This window comes from Thermodesulfobacteriota bacterium (assembly GCA_040756475.1).
GTDB lineage: Bacteria > Desulfobacterota > Deferrisomatia > Deferrisomatales > JACRMM01 > JBFLZB01.
Genome location: JBFLZB010000034.1, coordinates 16,674 through 31,284 on the forward strand (window position 1 = coordinate 16,674; position 14,611 = coordinate 31,284).

The following is a 14,611-nucleotide window of genomic DNA, read 5'->3' on the forward strand; positions in this document are numbered from 1 at the left end:
AATGAACCTTCTTCGCCGACTACAAGCCCTCGTGCCCGCCACGGCTCCCTTACTGGTCGGCGAAGTGCTAAGCCACAACCTCGACGGCACCAGCACCCTACAAGCCCCCGACGGCGCCGTGTACCGAGCCAGAGGGCAGGACGTGGCAGTGGGCCTCAAGGCATGGGTGCGGGGGGGCGTGGTGGAGGGAGAGGCACCGGCGCTGACGGGGTACGACGTGGAGGTGTAGCGAGGAAGGAGGAGAAAAGAGGGAGCGACCGGGCAGGTGTTACAGCACCGGCCCGGCCGCCAAGCCCACAGCCAAGACTGTGAGCCCAGCCAAGGCTCCCCCGCCGCCGTACGGGGCGGGCGGACGCTAGCACGTCAAGACACGCTTGACAATGGAGGCTCACGTGCCGAAGCCCATCATCCCGTGGATCGGAGGAAAACGAAGGCTGGCCGGGCGGATTCTGCCGATGCTTCCGCCCCACGAGTGCTACGTGGAGCCCTTCGCGGGCGGCGCCGCGATCTTCTTCCTGAAGCCGCCGTCGAAGGCCGAGGAGCTCAACGACATCAACGGCGAGATCGTGAATCTGTACCGGGTGGTGAAGCACCACCTGGAGGAGTTGTCCCGGCAGTTCAAGTGGACGCTGACGAGCCGACAGAACTGGGAGTGGCTGCGCGACACCCCCGCCGAGACGCTGACCGACGTGCAGCGGGCGGCGCGGTTTCTCTACCTACAGAAGCTCGCCTTCGGGGCGAAGGTGGAGAAGCCGACCTTCGGCACGACGACCACGAACCGCCCGCGGTTCAGCGTGTTCTCGCTGGAACAGGACCTGGCGGAGGCGCACTTCCGCTTGGCGGACGCCACCATCGAGCACCTGCACTGGCGCGAGGCCGTGCGCCGGTACGACCGACCTCACACGCTCTTCTACTGCGACCCGCCCTACTGGCAAACCGAAGGGTACGGCGTGGCGTTCCCCTGGGAGGAGTACGAGGCCCTCGCCGAGGCGGCGCGAAATATCGAGGGGCGGATGGTGCTATCCATCAACGACCACCCTGCGATCCGCGCCCTCTTCGCGGACCTGCCCGCGGTAGAGGTGGAGCACCGCTATACGGTGGGAGGGGGAGACAAGGCGACCCGGGCCAGAGAGCTCATCTACCTCACGCCCCCCAGGGAGGGCCGGGCAAGGCGCAAGGCATGAACAGCGACAGGCAAAGACTGTGCCAAGGGCAACCCCCACCCCGCCCCGGTGTCGCAAACCATTTGGCGCGCCGTCGCAAAAGAACTGTCCGGCGTCAGGGGCCTTGACGTGAGTCAAGAGTTGAAAGAGACAGTCCAGCAGGTCCCGACGACACTGCACTTGTAGCTCAAGAAGCCAAAAGGGCCCAGGCGAATCGCCTAAGCCCTTGATTTTGCTGGAGCCGGGAATCGGACTCGAACCGACGACCTGCTGATTACGAATCAGCTGCTCTACCGACTGAGCTATCCCGGCGGGGAGGGCGGAATTCTTAGCGCAAAGCGGGGATGCTGTAAAGGACAAACCCCCCACGAACCGCCGCCCCGCCCCCCCTCCATTTGACACGGAACCCGGGATGGCATACCAAGGGGCTCCTTTGACTCCAAACTCGGAGCTGCCGTGAAAACCCAGGAGAGGAAGCCCGGCAAGGGGCGCCGCAGACCGTTTCGCGTGGTGTACGAGGACGTGCACCTGGTGGTGGCGGACAAGGACGCCGGGATCCTCTCGGTGCCCATCCCGGGCAAGCAGTCCCGCAACCTCAAGGAGCTCCTGGACCGCTACCTGGTAAGCCAGAAGCGCACGGCGATGCCGGTGCACCGGATCGACCGGTACACCTCGGGGCTCGTGGTCTTCGCCAAGAGCCGAGCGGCGTGGCAGAACCTGGTGCACCAGTTCCGGGGCCGGACCCCGGAGCGCACGTACCTGGCCCTGGTGCGCGGGGAGGTGGCGGCGGAGTCGGGTATCCTGCGCCACCGGCTGGAGCTCACGGCGGACGGCTTTCGGCAGCGGGTGGTGCCCCAGGGGGGGACCGAGGCGGTGACCCACTACCGGGTGCGCGAGCGCCTGCGGGGGGCGACGCTGCTCGAAGTGCGGCTGGAGTCGGGGCTCAAGAACCAGATCCGGGTGCAGTTTCGCGCCGCCGGGCACCCCCTGGTGGGGGACCGGCACTACGCGGCGGAGGAGGCGCGGGAGGCGCGCTTGCAGCGCCAGGCCCTCCACGCCTGGAAGCTCGCCTTCCTGCACCCCGTCACGGGGAGGCCCGTGGCCTTCGAGGCCCCCCTGGCGCCGGACATGGAGCGGCTCGTGGCGCGCCTGCGGGGCGCGGCGGGTTCGGGGGGCTAGGGCGGGGGGTCAGGGGTCAGGGGTCAGGGACTAGGGAGATGACGAGCCGGTCGAGCCGGCCCTCGGCGCCCGTGAGGACGATGCCCTCTCGCGCGCCGGCGAGGAGGAGCGCCCCTGCGCCGGGACCCGGGAGAGAGCCCCGGGCCTCCAGGCGGTAGGTGCCCGCGGGAAGCCGCAGCACCCAGGAGCCATGGTAGCCGGATCGGGTCGCGGCCGCCGGAAGCCACGCGCCGCCCTCTGCCCGCAGGGCGGTCACCGCGACCTCTTCCACCGCGAGATCGCCGTAGGCGGTCTTGCCGGAGACCGTGACGAGGGGGCGCTCCCCACCCCGGCACCCTGCGACGGCGAGGCCGAGAATCACGGCGCCCCACGCGAGGGTGCGGCTCCTCCCAGGACGGCAGATCGACCCCATGCCCATGGAAACCCGCCTCTCCTTCGTCCGCCACGGACGGGTGCACAACCCGCAAGCGGTCTTCTACGGCCGGCTGCCCCGTTTCGGCCTGAGCGAACGAGGCCGCCAGGAGGCCCGTGCGGCCGCGGCCCTCCTGGAACCTGGGCCCCTGGCAGGGGTGTATTCGAGCCCGCTGCTGCGCGCGCGACAGACCGCCTGGGAGATCCTGCGCGCCCGCGCTGGTCTCGTCGGCCCGGCCAGGGTCTCGCGGCTCCTCCTGGAGGTCAAGACCCCCTGGGAGGGCAGTTCTTCCGCGGCCGTCCGCGCCCGGGCCGACGACGTGTACACCGGCGCGGGGCCCGGCTACGAGCAGCCCGCCGACGTGCTGGCGCGGGTGCTGCGGTTCGTGGAGCGGGTGCGGGGGCGATTTGCCGGCCTCCACACCGTGGCGGTCACCCACGGGGACCCCATCGCCTTCCTCGCCCTCTGGTGCGGCGGCCGGGAGGTGATCCCGGCCAACAAGACCCGGCTGGCTCCCCTGGGCATCGCCGGCGGGTACCCCGCCACGGGCTCGGTGACGACGCTCGTCTTTGCGACGGAAGACCCCGGGGAGAAGCCGCTGGTGGACCACCGGCGGCCCGCGCGGTAGGAGAGAACCGCCGCGGCCCGGCAGATGCGGCCGCCCCTTGTGCTCGCGCGCCGTCGGGGCCGGGGTCAATACCGATAGCGATGTGGTTGCTATCGCTGTCGGTATCGCTATCGGGGGTCGATTTCGATATCGATTTCGATTTGGATGGGGAATGGGAGTGGGGCCGGGACGGGCGTCAAGGGTGTTTCGTTTTGCCGTGCGCTGTTCTATCCTTGCAGCCGCCCGTTTCCATACCTCGCCAAGGAGGAAACCATGAAGCGCCTCGCGGTTGCCCTTTCGCTGCTCCTCGCCGCCGCCTCGGCGGCCCCGGCCGCCAACACCCTGAAGCTCGGCCACGTGGCGCCGGCCTTCCACGGCCAGCACCAGGGCCTGCTGCGCTTTGCCGAGGTGGTGAGCGAGCAGACCAAGGGGGCGTATACGGTGCAGGTGTTCCCCCTGGGGCAGCTCGGCGGGGAGCGCTCCATGGCCGAGCAGGTGCAGATGGGGACCCTGGAGGTCGCGTCCATCACCACGGCGGTGCTCTCGAACTTCGTGCCCCAGGCCGCCGCCCTGGACCTTCCGTTCCTGTGGCCCGACCGCCGCACGGCCTACGCGGTGCTCGGCGATCCGGCCTTCCAGGAGAAGTTCTTCGGCTACTTCCCGGCCAAGGGGCTCGTCGCCATCGGCTACACGGAGAACGAATTCCGCCACCTGAGCAACACGAAGCGGCCGATCCGCAAGCCCCAGGATCTGGCGGGGATCAAGATCCGGGTGCTCGAGGCCCCCATCTACCTCGACGCCTTCAAGCAGCTGGGCGCGGTGCCCGTGCCCATGCCCTTCCCCGAGATCTACACGGCCCTGCAGCAGGGGGTCATCGACGCCCAGGACAACCCCCACTACACGTCGATCCTGATGAAGTTCCCCGAGGTGGCCAAGTACGTCACGCTCACCGACCACACGCTCACCGAGTGCATCATCATCGTCAACGCCGACTACTGGAAGCGCCTGCCCCCCGAGGTGCAGCAGGTCTTCCGCCTGGCGGCCCGGGAGGCCATCGAGACCAACCGCCGGGTGACCGCGGAGCAGTTCCAGAAGCTTCCCAACCTGGAGATGTCGATCGCGGAGTACAACGAGAAGAACGGCGTGCAGGCGGTGGAGCTCACCGCGGAGGAGCGCGCTGCCTTCCGGCAGGCCATGAACCCCGTGTACGACAAGTACCGCCCCATCATCGGGGCGGAGTTCTTCGACTTCGTCATGAAGAAGGTAGAAGAGCACGCGGGCAAGTAGGAAGGGTGGCGCGTGACCCGTGACGGGTGACGGATGACGGGTCGCGCCGAACCCCACGCGCGTCACGCTTCGCCCCCGATGCACCTGATGCTGCGTCTCCTGCGCCTCTGGAACCGGCTCGAGGAGTTCGTCCTCGGCTGGACCCTGCTCGGGCTCGCGTTGCTCGCGTTTGCCCAGGTGGTGCTGCGCTACGCCTTCTCCACGGGGCTGGACTGGGCCGAGGAACTCGGCCGGTACGCCGGCATCTTCCTCACCTTCCTGGGCGCCAGCGTGGGGGTGAAGCACGGCACCCACTTCTCGGTGGAGGCCCTGGTGAAGGCGCTGCCCCCGCGGTTCTCGTGCGCCGTACGGGCGCTCGCGAGCCTGCTTACGGCGGCCCTCTTCGCCGTAGTGATGTGGTACGGCTGGAAGCATACGTCGCGGCTGTATGGCTTCGGGGTCACGAGCGCGAGCCTGCGGATCCCCATGTGGATCCCCTACGCCCCGATTCCGGCGCTCTCGGCGGTCATCGCGGTGCGCTTCCTCCTCCAGGCCCTCCGGGACGTCCGGGGGGCCTGGAGCGGCGCCGGCACGGGGGAGGGCGCCTGATGCTCGTCACCGTGGCGGTCGCCTTCGTCCTCCTGCTCCTGCTGGGGGTGCCCATCGCGGCGGTGCTCGCGGGGGTGACCGCCCTGACTGTGGCCTTCCACACCAGCACCCCGCTCCTGGTGCTGCCCCAGCAGATCTTCAACGCCCTCGACAGCTTCGTGCTCCTCGCCATCCCGTTTTTCGTGCTGGCGGGGCGGATCATGACCACCGGCAGCATGGCCCAGCGCCTGGTGGACGTGATGCGGGCCCTGGTGGGGAACAAGCGGGGGGGGCTCGCGGTCACGGCGGTGCTGGCGTGCCTGTTCTTCGCGGCCCTGTCCGGCTCGAGCCCGGCCACGGTGGTGGCCATCGGCTCGATCATGATCCCGGCGCTCACCCGCAGCGGGTACCCGGAGAACTTCTCCGTGGGCCTCGTGACGGCCTCCGGGAGCCTGGGGATCGTGATCCCGCCTTCGATCCCCATGATCCTCTACGCCCTGGTGATGAACGTCTCGGTGGCCGAGCTCTTCCTGGCGGGCATCGGCCCGGGGCTCTTCATCGGGGGCATCTTCATCGCCTACGTGGTGTGGCGCGCGCGCCGCGAGAAGTGGCGGGTGGACCAGGGGTACACCTGGTCCGAGAGCCTGCGGGTGGTGCGCCGGGGCATCTGGGCGCTCTTCCTGCCGGTGATCGTGCTGGGGGGGATCTACTCCGGGGTGTTCACCCCCACCGAGGCCGCGGCGGTGAGCGTGGTGTACGCCCTCTTCGTGGAGGCGGTCATCCACCGGGGTCTCACCCTGCGGGGGCTCCACCAGGCGCTGGTGGACTCGGCGGTGCTCTCGGGCTCGCTGCTCCTCATCCTGGCCTGCGCCATGACCTTCGTGTGGCTGCTGACGAGCCAGGGGCTCCCGCTCCTGGTGGCCGAGTGGATCCTGGGCCGGGTGGACAGCGCCTGGGCCTTCCTGCTCCTGGTGAATGTGCTCTTCCTGCTCCTGGGATCGGTGGGCGACAACGTCTCGGCCATGCTCATCCTCTCTCCCATCTTCGCCGAGACCCTCCAGCGGCTGGGCATCGACCCGGTGCACTACGGCATCCTCATGGTGCTGGGCATCGAGGCGGGCTTCCTGACCCCGCCCTTCGGCCTGAACCTCTTCGTGGCCATGGGCCTGACCAAGAAGCCCATGGGCACCATCGCCCTGGCCACGGCCCCCTTCGTCCTGCTGCTCCTCGGCGCCCTCCTCGTGGTGACCTTCGTGCCGGCGGTATGCCTGTGGCTGCCCCAGACGTTCTACCGGTGAGGGCCACTGGGAGGCTTGCCCCAGGCGGGCGAATCTGCTCAGTTACTTGGCGTGCTCCTGAAGTCGCCTGCTGCGACGGTGGGCGCTCGGCTGCGGTCCATCGCCGATCGGGGCGAGACGAGGAACCCATGGGCGAGAGCGCGACGGTCATCAAGTCCCTGGATTACGTGAAGCGGCACACCGAGGAAGCCCTGGCGAGCGTGGTCGAGACCCGCCGTCCTATGCTCGTTACCTTCGGGGGAGAGGCCAAGCCGATCATCCAGGACGTGGAGAGCTACGAAGAGACTCGCGAAGCCCTTGCCTTCCTCAGACTCGCCGCCCTGGGGCAACGGGCAGTGGAGCAGGGCGACTTCGAGCCCGCCGCGAGGGTGTTCGAGAAGATTGAGCGGCGGCGGGCAGGCGATGGATGAGTTGGAAGATTCGCGGGGCTACGTATTCGCGGTGCTCGACGGGCGCAGGGACCTGGAACCTTTGATCCATCGCCGCCTCCTGCACCTGCCTTCGCCGGCCGGGTAGCGCGACGCCTGCCAATCATGAGGCGGCGGGAGGCCCGGCTCCCTGCCACCGCGATTCCTGCCCTCCCGTCAGACACGCCGGGGCTCGACTCTTCCTTACGCGGCTTCTCCGGCGCCGTTTCCCGTCCTTGACGCGGCCCCAAAACCCGCTTGAATGCCAGCTGTCGAAGCCTCTGCGCCGGGAGGAACCCCACCGTGGGCGAGCTCTTGCGAACCCCCCTCTGCGACCGGCACCGCGCCCTGGGCGCCCAGTTCGTGGCGTTCGGGGGGTGGGAGATGCCCCTCCAGTACCCGGGGGGGATCGTCCGGGAGCACCTGGCGTGCCGCAGCGGCGCCGCGCTCTTCGACGTCTCCCACATGGGGCGCCTCGCGGTGCGGGGGGACGACGGCCTGTCCTTCCTCCAGCACGCGCTCACCAACAACGCCGCGGGTCCCGACGTGGAGGAGGCCCAGTACACCCTGATCCCCACCGAGACCGGAGGGGCGGTGGACGACGCGTACCTCCTGCGCTTCGTGGAGGACGAGTTCCTGCTGGTGGTGAACGCGGCCAACCGAGAGAAAGACCTGGCCCACCTGGCCGCGCACCTCCTCCACTTCGGGGACGCGCGGCTCGCCGACCGCACCCGGGAGACCGCCATGCTCGCCCTCCAGGGGCCCCGGTCCCGGGACCTCCTGGAGTCGGTGATCGAAGCGGGCCGGCTCCCGGATCCCCTGAAGAACCAGCTCGGATCGGTGCGGATCGGGGGAGCCGCGGTGCGGGTCTCCCGCACCGGGTACACGGGGGAGCCCCTGGGCTTCGAGCTCTTCTGCGACGCCGCCCGGGGGCCCGGCCTCTGGGACCGCCTTGTCGCCGCGGGCGCGACCCCCGCCGGTCTGGGCGCCCGGGACACCCTGCGCCTGGAAGCGGGGATGCCCCTCTACGGCCACGAGCTCGGGCTCGACCCCGAGGGGCGCGAGATCCCCTGCTTCGCCATCCCGCTGGCCAAGACCGCGGTGAGCTTCTCGCCCCTCAAGGGGGCCTACCTGGGGCGCGCGGCGCTGCTGCGCCAGCGGGAGGCCTTCGAGGGGATCGTCTACCGGGACTATGCCCGGCGCACCGACCTTCCCCGGCTCGTCCAGCCCGTGGCGCTGCTCGGGCCGGGGGTGGCCCGGGCCGGGGACCCGGTGCTCCGGGGCGGCCGCAGGGTCGGCTGGGTCACGAGCGGCACCCGGGTGCCCTACCGGGTCTTCGACGGCGACGGGCTCGACGCCCTCCCGACGGACCGCCACGGGCTGCGATCCCTGTGCCTCGCCTACCTGGACTGCGACCTGGTGTGGGACGACCGGGTGCAGGTGGAGGTGCGGGGCCGGCCCGTGGAGGCCGTCGTGGTCGAGTACCACCTTCGCAGCGAGGCCCCGCCCTTTGCCCGCCCCATCCTCCAGGGCCACGAGCCGGCCCCCCCGGAGCTTCCGGCGGGCTCCGAGCCGGAGCTCGTCCTGGCGCTGCTGCGCAAGACCGCCGAGAACACCCGATGGCGCCAGCGGGAGTGCATGAACCTCATCCCCTCGGAGATGACCCCCTCCCCCCTGGCCCGGCTCGTCTCGGTGATGGACCCGGCCTTCCGCTACGCCGAGCACAAGGAGGTGGAGGCCTTCTACGAGACCGATGTCTTCTACTACCAGGGGGTGGACTTCATCCGGGAGGTGGAAGAGCTCCTGGTGCGGGAGTTTCGCCGGTACCTGGGCTGCCGGGAAGCCGAGGTGCGGCCCGTGAGCGGCCAGATGGCCAACGCCGTCGTCTTTGGCGCGCTCGTGGAGTATGCCAACCGCGCCGACCCCAAGCGAGAGCCCCGGCGGCTTCGCCAGGCGGTGAACAACCACATCATCCGGGGCGGGCACCTGAGCGCCCAGCCCATGGGGGCGCTGCGCGACTTCGTGGCCCGGGACCCCCGCACCGACCGGCCCGCGGTGGAGGAGTTCCCGGTGCTCCCCGAGAATCCCTACCGGATCGACGTGCCCGAGGCCCTGAAGGTGATCGACCGCTACCGCCCCCGGCTCATCGTCTTCGGCAAGAGCATGGTGCTCCACCCCGAGCCCGTGGCCGAGGTGCGCCGCTTCGTGGACGCGCAGAAGCTGGACGCCGTGATCCTCTATGACATGGCCCACGTGCTGGGCCTCGCCGGGCCCCACTTCCAGGAGCCCTTCGCCGACGGCGCCCACCTCGTGACGGGCTCGACCCACAAGACCTTCTTCGGCACCCAGCGGGGGGTGATCGCCTGCGACTGGGAGGAGCACGAAGAACGCTACGAGGTGTGGGAGGCGGTGCAGCGGCGCACCTTCCCCGGCTCGGTCTCGAACCACCACCTGGGCACGCTGCTCGGGTGCCTGGTGGCCGCCTACGAGATGAACCACTTCCGGCGCGCCTACCAGCCCGCCGTGCTCGCCAACGCCAAGGCCTTCGCCCGGGCGCTGGCCGCCGCGGGCCTGGCCGTGGCCGGCGACCCGGCCCTGGGCTACACCGAGACCCACCAGGTGGTGGTGAAGGTGGGGTACGCAAGGGGTCCCGAGGTGGCCCGGCGCCTGGAGGAGAGCAACATCGTGTGCAACTACCAGGCGCTCCCCGACGAGGAGGGCTTTACCGCCGCCGGGGGCCTCCGGCTCGGCGTGGCCGAGATGACCCGCTTCGGCATGGAGCCAAAGGACTTCGAGGAACTCGCCGGCCTCATGGCCGACGCCGTGCTCCGGGGGAGACACGTGGGGGAGGAGGTGAAGGCCCTGCGCCAGCGGTTCCTGGAGCCTGGGTACTGCTTCCGGGGGGAGGAGCTCGGGCCGGTGCTGGAGGAGCTTCGGGGGATGCTGTAGGGATCAGTTACTGTCGCTATCGGTATCGGTATCGGGATCGGTATCGAAGTTGTACGGCCGATCGCGATACCGATACCGATCCCGATGGCGATACCGATAACGGGCAACAGCACACGGAGGCCACATGAAGGATCTCAGCGAGCTCGCCTTTCCCGAGGACATCCTCTACGCCCCGAGCCACGAGTGGGCCCGAAGCGAGAGGGAGTTGGTGCGGGTGGGGATCAGCGACTTCGCCCAGGACCAGCTCGGGGACGTGGTGTTCGTGGAGCTGCCGGCGGTGGGCGCGCACTTCGAGGCGGGGGGGGAGTTCGGGACGGTGGAGTCGGTGAAGGCTGTTTCGCCTTTGTACCTGCCCCTGGCCGGGGAAGTGACGGAGGTCAACGCCGCCCTGGCGGACGCGCCCCAACTGGTGAACGACGAGCCCTACAGCGGGGGGTGGCTCGTCCGGGTGCGGCCCGACGAGTCCGGGGGATGGCAGCAGGGGCTCTTGTCGGCGGCGGCCTACCGGGCGTCCCTGGGCGCCAAGGAGGGGTAGTGCGCTACTTCCCCCACACCCCGGAGGAGGTGGCCCAGATGCTCGCGGCGGTGGGGGCCGCGACCCTGGAGGACCTCTTCGCCCCGATCCCGGAGGCCTGCCGCACCGTCCGGCCCCTGGACCTGCCGGAGGCGCTGACCGAGTGGGAGCTCGAAGCGCACCTGGGCCACCTCGCCGCCCGCACCGGTGCGCCCCGCGGCCGGGTCTTCCTGGGGGCCGGGAGCTACGACCACTTCATCCCGGCCGCGGTCCCGGCGGTGGCGGGCCGGGCCGAGTTCCTCACCTCCTACACCCCCTACCAGCCCGAGGTGAGCCAGGGCACCCTCCAGGCCATCTACGAGTACCAGACCCTGGGGGCCCGCCTCCTGGGGATGGAGGTGGCCAACGCCTCCCTCTACGACGGGGCGTCGGCGCTGGCCGAAGGGGTGCTGCTGGCGCTGCGGGTCACCAAGAGGACGAGGCTGGCGGTCTCCCGGGCCGTCCACCCGGCCTACCGCCGGGTGCTCGCCACCTACCTGGAGCCCACGGACTTCGAGACCGTGGAGCTGCCCTACGGCGAGGACGGCCGCACGGACCTCTCGGCCCTGAACGGCATCCCGGACCTGGCGGCGGTGGCCGTCCAGTCCCCCAACTTCTTCGGGTGCGTCGAGGACCTCAGCGGCGCGGCGGAGGCGGCCCACGCCGGCGGGGGGCTCCTGGTGGCATGCTTCACCGAGCCCCTGGCCTTCGGCCTGCTCCAGTCCCCCGGGGCCCAGGGGGCGGACGTGGCGTGCGGGGAGGGGCAGAGCCTGGGGCTGCCCCCGTCTTTCGGAGGGCCGGGCCTGGGGCTCTTCGCCGCCCGGCAGGCCCATCTGCGAAACCTCCCGGGCAGGCTCGTGGGCAAGGCCCGGGACCGCAACGGCCGCCGGGGGTTCGTGCTCACCCTGGCCACCCGGGAGCAGCACATCCGGCGGGAGCGGGCCACCTCGAACGTGTGCACCAACCAGAGCCACTGCGCCCTCACCGCCGCCGCCTACCTGGCCTGCCTGGGGAAGCAGGGCCTGCGGGAGCTCGCCCGCCTCAACTACGACAAGGCCGAGCACCTCAAGGGGGCGCTGGCTGCCCGGGGAATCCGGCCCAGGTTTTCCGCCCCAACCTTCCACGAGTTCGTGGTCCGCTGGCCGGGGGAGGACCCGGGGCGGTACGAGGGGCTGCTGGAGAAGGGTTTCGTGCCGGGCCTGCCCCTGGAGCGGGACTACCCGGAGCTCGCGGGGTGCACCCTCCTGTGCGCCACCGAGACCAAGAGCCGGGCCGACCTCGAGGCCCTGGCGGAGGCGATGGCGCCATGAGTCCCGTGAGTCCCGTGAGTCCCATAGACCCGACCCCGGGGCGCACGGGCCTCGTGTTCGACGAGCCCCTGCTCTGGGTGCAGAGCCGCCCCGGCCGCCGGGGCTTCTCCCTGCCCCGGCGAGACGTGCCCGAGGCGCCCCTGGACTTCGGCCTGGTGGGGGAGCCCCCGGACCTGCCGGAGCTCAGCGAGCCCCAGGTGGTGCGCCACTACACCCGTCTTTCCCAGTGGAACGTGGGGGTGGACACCGCCTTCTACCCCCTGGGCTCCTGCACCATGAAGTACAACCCCAAGGCGAACGACCGCCTCGCGGCCCTGCCCGGCTTCGCCGGGAGCCATCCCCTCCTTCCCGCCGGGTTCGCCCAGGGGGCGCTGGGGCTCCTCTGGGAGCTGGAGCGCGGCCTGGCGGAGGTCACGGGGATGGACGCGGTCTGCCTCCAACCCGCGGCCGGCGCCCAGGGAGAGCTCACGGGGCTGCTGCTCATCGAGGCCTGGCACCGCTCCCGGGGGGAGGAGCGCACCAAGATCCTCATCCCCGACACGGCCCACGGAACGAACCCCGCCAGCGCCGCCCTGTGCGGCTACACCCCCGTGGCCGCGGCCTCCGGCGGCCGGGGCATCCTCACGGCCGCCGCGGTAGCGGCCCTGATGGACGAGGACACGGCCGGGATCATGGTCACAAACCCCAACACCCTGGGCCTCTTCGAGGAGGAGCTCCCGGAGATCGCCGCGGCGGTGCACGCCCGGGGGGGGCAGGTCTACTGCGACGGCGCAAACCTGAACGCCCTCCTGGGCGCCGTGCGCCTGGGGGAGCTCGGGGCCGACGTGATGCACGTCAACCTCCACAAGACCTTCTCGGGCCCCCACGGCGGGGGCGGTCCGGGGGCGGGGCCCGTGTGCGTAAAGGCCCACCTGGAGCCCTTCCTCCCCGCGCCCCGGGTGGTCCGGGGAGACGACGGAGCCTTCGCCTGGGAAGTGGACCGCCCCCGGTCCATCGGTCGGGTCCACGCCTTCCACGGCAACTTCGGGGTGCTCGTCCGTGCCTACGCCTATCTGCGGACCCTGGGGGCCGAGGGCCTCGCCCAGGCGAGCCGGCTCGCGGTCTTGAACGCGAACTACGTGCGGGTGGCGCTGCGGGACGTGCTCCACCTGCCCTTCGACCGGCCCTGCCTCCACGAGTGCGTCTTCAGCGACGCGAAGCAGCGCCCCCACAAGGTCAACACGCAGGATCTCGCCAAGCGCCTCATCGACTACGGCTTCCACCCCCCCACGGTCTACTTCCCCATGGTGGTGCCCGGCGCCCTCATGGTGGAGCCCACCGAGACCGAGTCCAAGGATACCCTCGACGCCTTCATCGCCGCCGTGCGGGCCATCGCCCGGGAGGCCGAGGAGTCTCCCGAGCTGCTGCGCGCCGCCCCCACCCGAACCCTGGTCACCCGCCTGGACGAAGCCGCCGCCGCCCGCCAGCCCTGCCTCACGGGGTGATCCCCGCGCCCCGAAAGCCTTTCCGTCGGGATCGGTATCGGTATCGCTATCGGTGTCGACTCCGATACCGACCTCAAGCCAGACCCTGACCCCCGGCACCAGACCCCGATCCCGATACCGACCCCGACCCCACCCCCCGATACGGATCCCGATAGCGATTCGGGGCTCTGCGCCCCTCCAGGGGGCGCTCCCCGGCCAGGCCTCGGGAGGGCAACGGAGATCCTCGCTAGAACGTCGGTTGTCTTTGTCCAAAGCCGCGGCACCACAGCCCACCCTCCACGGCCTCGCCGGAGCGGGCTTGCCCGCGATGACTCCCCGGGCGCCTGTCCTCTCCCTCCCCGCATCCGGCGACTCTCATGAGTTTCCATTCGCGGCCAGGGCCGCTCTTACGCGAGAACAGGCCCTGTCGGCTGGAATCGCGTCGTGCAAACATCGTTCTTTTTTCTTGCGACGGCGTCTTGCATATTGTATACAGGATGCCGTCTGCTCCTCCCACCCTCCGAGAGAGGCGCCGTGCTCCGGAAGATCGAGGCCCGACCGCTCCACCAGGACGTCGCCGACCGGATCCGGGAGATGATCCGCAAGGGGCACCTCGAGCAGGGCCAGCGGATCTCGGAGGTGGCCTTCTGCGAGGAGCTGGGGATCAGCCGCACGCCGCTCCGGGAGGCCTTCCGGGTGCTGGCGGCCGAAGGATTGGTGGAGGTGGTTCCCCGGCGGGGGGCCCGCATCTCCCGCCCCGGCATGGCCGAGATCCAGGATATGTTCGCCGTGATGGAGGCCCTGGAGGGCCTGTGCGCCCGCATCGCCGCCGAGCGCCTCTCCCAGGGCGACCTGGCCCGGCTCGAGGCCCTCCACGCCGCCCTGGAGCGGGCCTATGCCCGGCGGGACGAGGAGGCGTACATCCAGGCCAACCACGCCTATCACGAGTTCGTGCAGGCCCTGACCCACAACGCCACCCTGAACGGCATCGTCAACGGCCTGCGCCAGAAGATCTTCCTCTACCGGTACCGGCAGCTCTACCAGCCCGACCGCTTCGACCAGTCCATCCGGGAGCACCGGGTCCTGCTGGAGGCCTTTCGGCGCCGGGACCCCGCGGCAGCCGAGGAGCTGATGAAGGAGCACCTGCGCCGCCAGTGCGAAGCCCTGACGGCGCTCTACCGGGAGTGAGACCCGCCACCCCCCCACCCCCTCACCCTATGCCGAAAAGGAGGCAGACATGCTCGCAATGCGCCACTCCACCCTCGCCCCCACCGTCGCGGCCCTCGCCCTGGGGATCGCCGTCCTGGGGGCCGCCCCCGGGATCGAGGCCCGGGAGCTTCGGATCTCCCACCAGTTCTCCGAGGGCGACGCCCGCCACGAGCTCGCCCTAGAGTTCGCCAAGGCCGTGGAGGCGAA

General features: G+C 70.5%; 14 protein-coding genes and 1 tRNA gene. 13 read left to right on the forward strand and 2 right to left on the reverse strand.

Annotation, left to right across the window (positions count from 1 at the left end; all coding sequences use genetic code 11):
- Position 1 precedes the first annotated feature (1 nt).
- Together AB1578_07085 and AB1578_07090 are read left to right on the forward strand one after the other, a co-directional pair.
- Positions 2-229 carry a hypothetical protein gene (locus AB1578_07085; protein ID MEW6487663.1) on the forward strand — a complete coding sequence of 76 codons (228 nt, stop codon included), beginning with the start codon at positions 2-4 and terminating at the stop codon, positions 227-229.
- 163 nt (positions 230-392) lie between these two features.
- A complete protein-coding gene (locus AB1578_07090; protein ID MEW6487664.1) occupies positions 393-1,184 on the forward strand; it encodes a DNA adenine methylase in 792 nt (263 codons plus the stop codon).
- A gap of 215 nt (positions 1,185-1,399) precedes the next feature.
- Here AB1578_07090 and AB1578_07095 read toward each other — a convergent pair.
- A tRNA-Thr gene (locus AB1578_07095) sits at positions 1,400-1,475 on the reverse strand.
- A gap of 144 nt (positions 1,476-1,619) precedes the next feature.
- On the opposite strand from AB1578_07095, the gene AB1578_07100 reads away from it, so the two are divergent.
- Positions 1,620-2,342: an RluA family pseudouridine synthase gene (locus AB1578_07100; protein MEW6487665.1), complete on the forward strand. Its 723-nt coding sequence runs from the start codon at positions 1,620-1,622 to the stop codon at positions 2,340-2,342.
- Positions 2,343-2,358: 16 nt separating this feature from the next.
- Here AB1578_07100 and AB1578_07105 read toward each other — a convergent pair whose 3' ends face one another.
- Complete coding sequence (locus AB1578_07105) at positions 2,359-2,760, reverse strand: hypothetical protein (GenBank protein MEW6487666.1); 402 nt, start codon at positions 2,758-2,760, stop codon at positions 2,359-2,361.
- On the opposite strand from AB1578_07105, the gene AB1578_07110 reads away from it, so the two are divergent.
- From AB1578_07110 to AB1578_07155, 10 genes are all read left to right on the forward strand, one after another.
- Positions 2,753-3,382 carry a histidine phosphatase family protein gene (locus AB1578_07110; protein MEW6487667.1) on the forward strand — a complete coding sequence of 210 codons (630 nt, stop codon included), beginning with the start codon at positions 2,753-2,755 and terminating at the stop codon, positions 3,380-3,382. The genes AB1578_07105 and AB1578_07110 overlap by 8 nt on opposite strands.
- Positions 3,383-3,634: 252 nt before the next feature.
- Positions 3,635-4,648 carry a TRAP transporter substrate-binding protein DctP gene (dctP, locus tag AB1578_07115; protein ID MEW6487668.1) on the forward strand — a complete coding sequence of 338 codons (1,014 nt, stop codon included), beginning with the start codon at positions 3,635-3,637 and terminating at the stop codon, positions 4,646-4,648.
- A gap of 87 nt (positions 4,649-4,735) precedes the next feature.
- Positions 4,736-5,236, forward strand: a complete 501-nt coding sequence (locus AB1578_07120; protein MEW6487669.1) for a TRAP transporter small permease — start codon at positions 4,736-4,738, stop codon at positions 5,234-5,236.
- A complete protein-coding gene (locus tag AB1578_07125; protein ID MEW6487670.1) occupies positions 5,236-6,513 on the forward strand; it encodes a TRAP transporter large permease subunit in 1,278 nt (425 codons plus the stop codon). The genes AB1578_07120 and AB1578_07125 overlap by 1 nt, the downstream gene beginning before the upstream one ends.
- Positions 6,514-6,641: 128 nt before the next feature.
- On the forward strand, positions 6,642-6,923 hold the full coding sequence (locus AB1578_07130) for a hypothetical protein (protein ID MEW6487671.1): 282 nt from the start codon (positions 6,642-6,644) through the stop codon (positions 6,921-6,923).
- A 300-nt stretch (positions 6,924-7,223) separates the two neighbouring features.
- On the forward strand, positions 7,224-9,869 hold the full coding sequence (locus AB1578_07135; protein ID MEW6487672.1) for a glycine cleavage system protein T: 2,646 nt from the start codon (positions 7,224-7,226) through the stop codon (positions 9,867-9,869).
- Between the two features lie 124 nt (positions 9,870-9,993).
- Positions 9,994-10,404: a glycine cleavage system protein GcvH gene (gene gcvH / locus AB1578_07140; protein ID MEW6487673.1), complete on the forward strand. Its 411-nt coding sequence runs from the start codon at positions 9,994-9,996 to the stop codon at positions 10,402-10,404.
- On the forward strand, positions 10,404-11,732 hold the full coding sequence (gene gcvPA / locus AB1578_07145; GenBank protein MEW6487674.1) for an aminomethyl-transferring glycine dehydrogenase subunit GcvPA: 1,329 nt from the start codon (positions 10,404-10,406) through the stop codon (positions 11,730-11,732). The genes gcvH and gcvPA overlap by 1 nt, the downstream gene beginning before the upstream one ends.
- Positions 11,729-13,216 carry an aminomethyl-transferring glycine dehydrogenase subunit GcvPB gene (gcvPB, locus tag AB1578_07150; protein MEW6487675.1) on the forward strand — a complete coding sequence of 496 codons (1,488 nt, stop codon included), beginning with the start codon at positions 11,729-11,731 and terminating at the stop codon, positions 13,214-13,216. The genes gcvPA and gcvPB overlap by 4 nt, the downstream gene beginning before the upstream one ends.
- A 513-nt stretch (positions 13,217-13,729) precedes the next feature.
- Positions 13,730-14,383, forward strand: a complete 654-nt coding sequence (locus AB1578_07155; protein ID MEW6487676.1) for a GntR family transcriptional regulator — start codon at positions 13,730-13,732, stop codon at positions 14,381-14,383.
- Positions 14,384-14,611: the final 228 nt, after the last annotated feature.

Excerpts from the sequence above, each read along its gene's own strand:
- AB1578_07085 (MEW6487663.1), top strand. The coding sequence starts at position 2 with ATGAACCTTCTTCGCCGACTACAAGCCCTCGTGCCCGCCACGGCTCCC.
- AB1578_07110 (MEW6487667.1), top strand. The coding sequence starts at position 2,753 with ATGCCCATGGAAACCCGCCTCTCCTTCGTCCGCCACGGACGGGTGCAC.
- AB1578_07105 (MEW6487666.1), bottom strand. The coding sequence starts at position 2,760 with ATGGGCATGGGGTCGATCTGCCGTCCTGGGAGGAGCCGCACCCTCGCG.
- dctP (MEW6487668.1), top strand. The coding sequence starts at position 3,635 with ATGAAGCGCCTCGCGGTTGCCCTTTCGCTGCTCCTCGCCGCCGCCTCG.
- AB1578_07120 (MEW6487669.1), top strand. The coding sequence starts at position 4,736 with ATGCTGCGTCTCCTGCGCCTCTGGAACCGGCTCGAGGAGTTCGTCCTC.
- AB1578_07125 (MEW6487670.1), top strand. The coding sequence starts at position 5,236 with ATGCTCGTCACCGTGGCGGTCGCCTTCGTCCTCCTGCTCCTGCTGGGG.
- AB1578_07130 (MEW6487671.1), top strand. The coding sequence starts at position 6,642 with ATGGGCGAGAGCGCGACGGTCATCAAGTCCCTGGATTACGTGAAGCGG.
- gcvH (MEW6487673.1), top strand. The coding sequence starts at position 9,994 with ATGAAGGATCTCAGCGAGCTCGCCTTTCCCGAGGACATCCTCTACGCC.
- gcvPB (MEW6487675.1), top strand. The coding sequence starts at position 11,729 with ATGAGTCCCGTGAGTCCCGTGAGTCCCATAGACCCGACCCCGGGGCGC.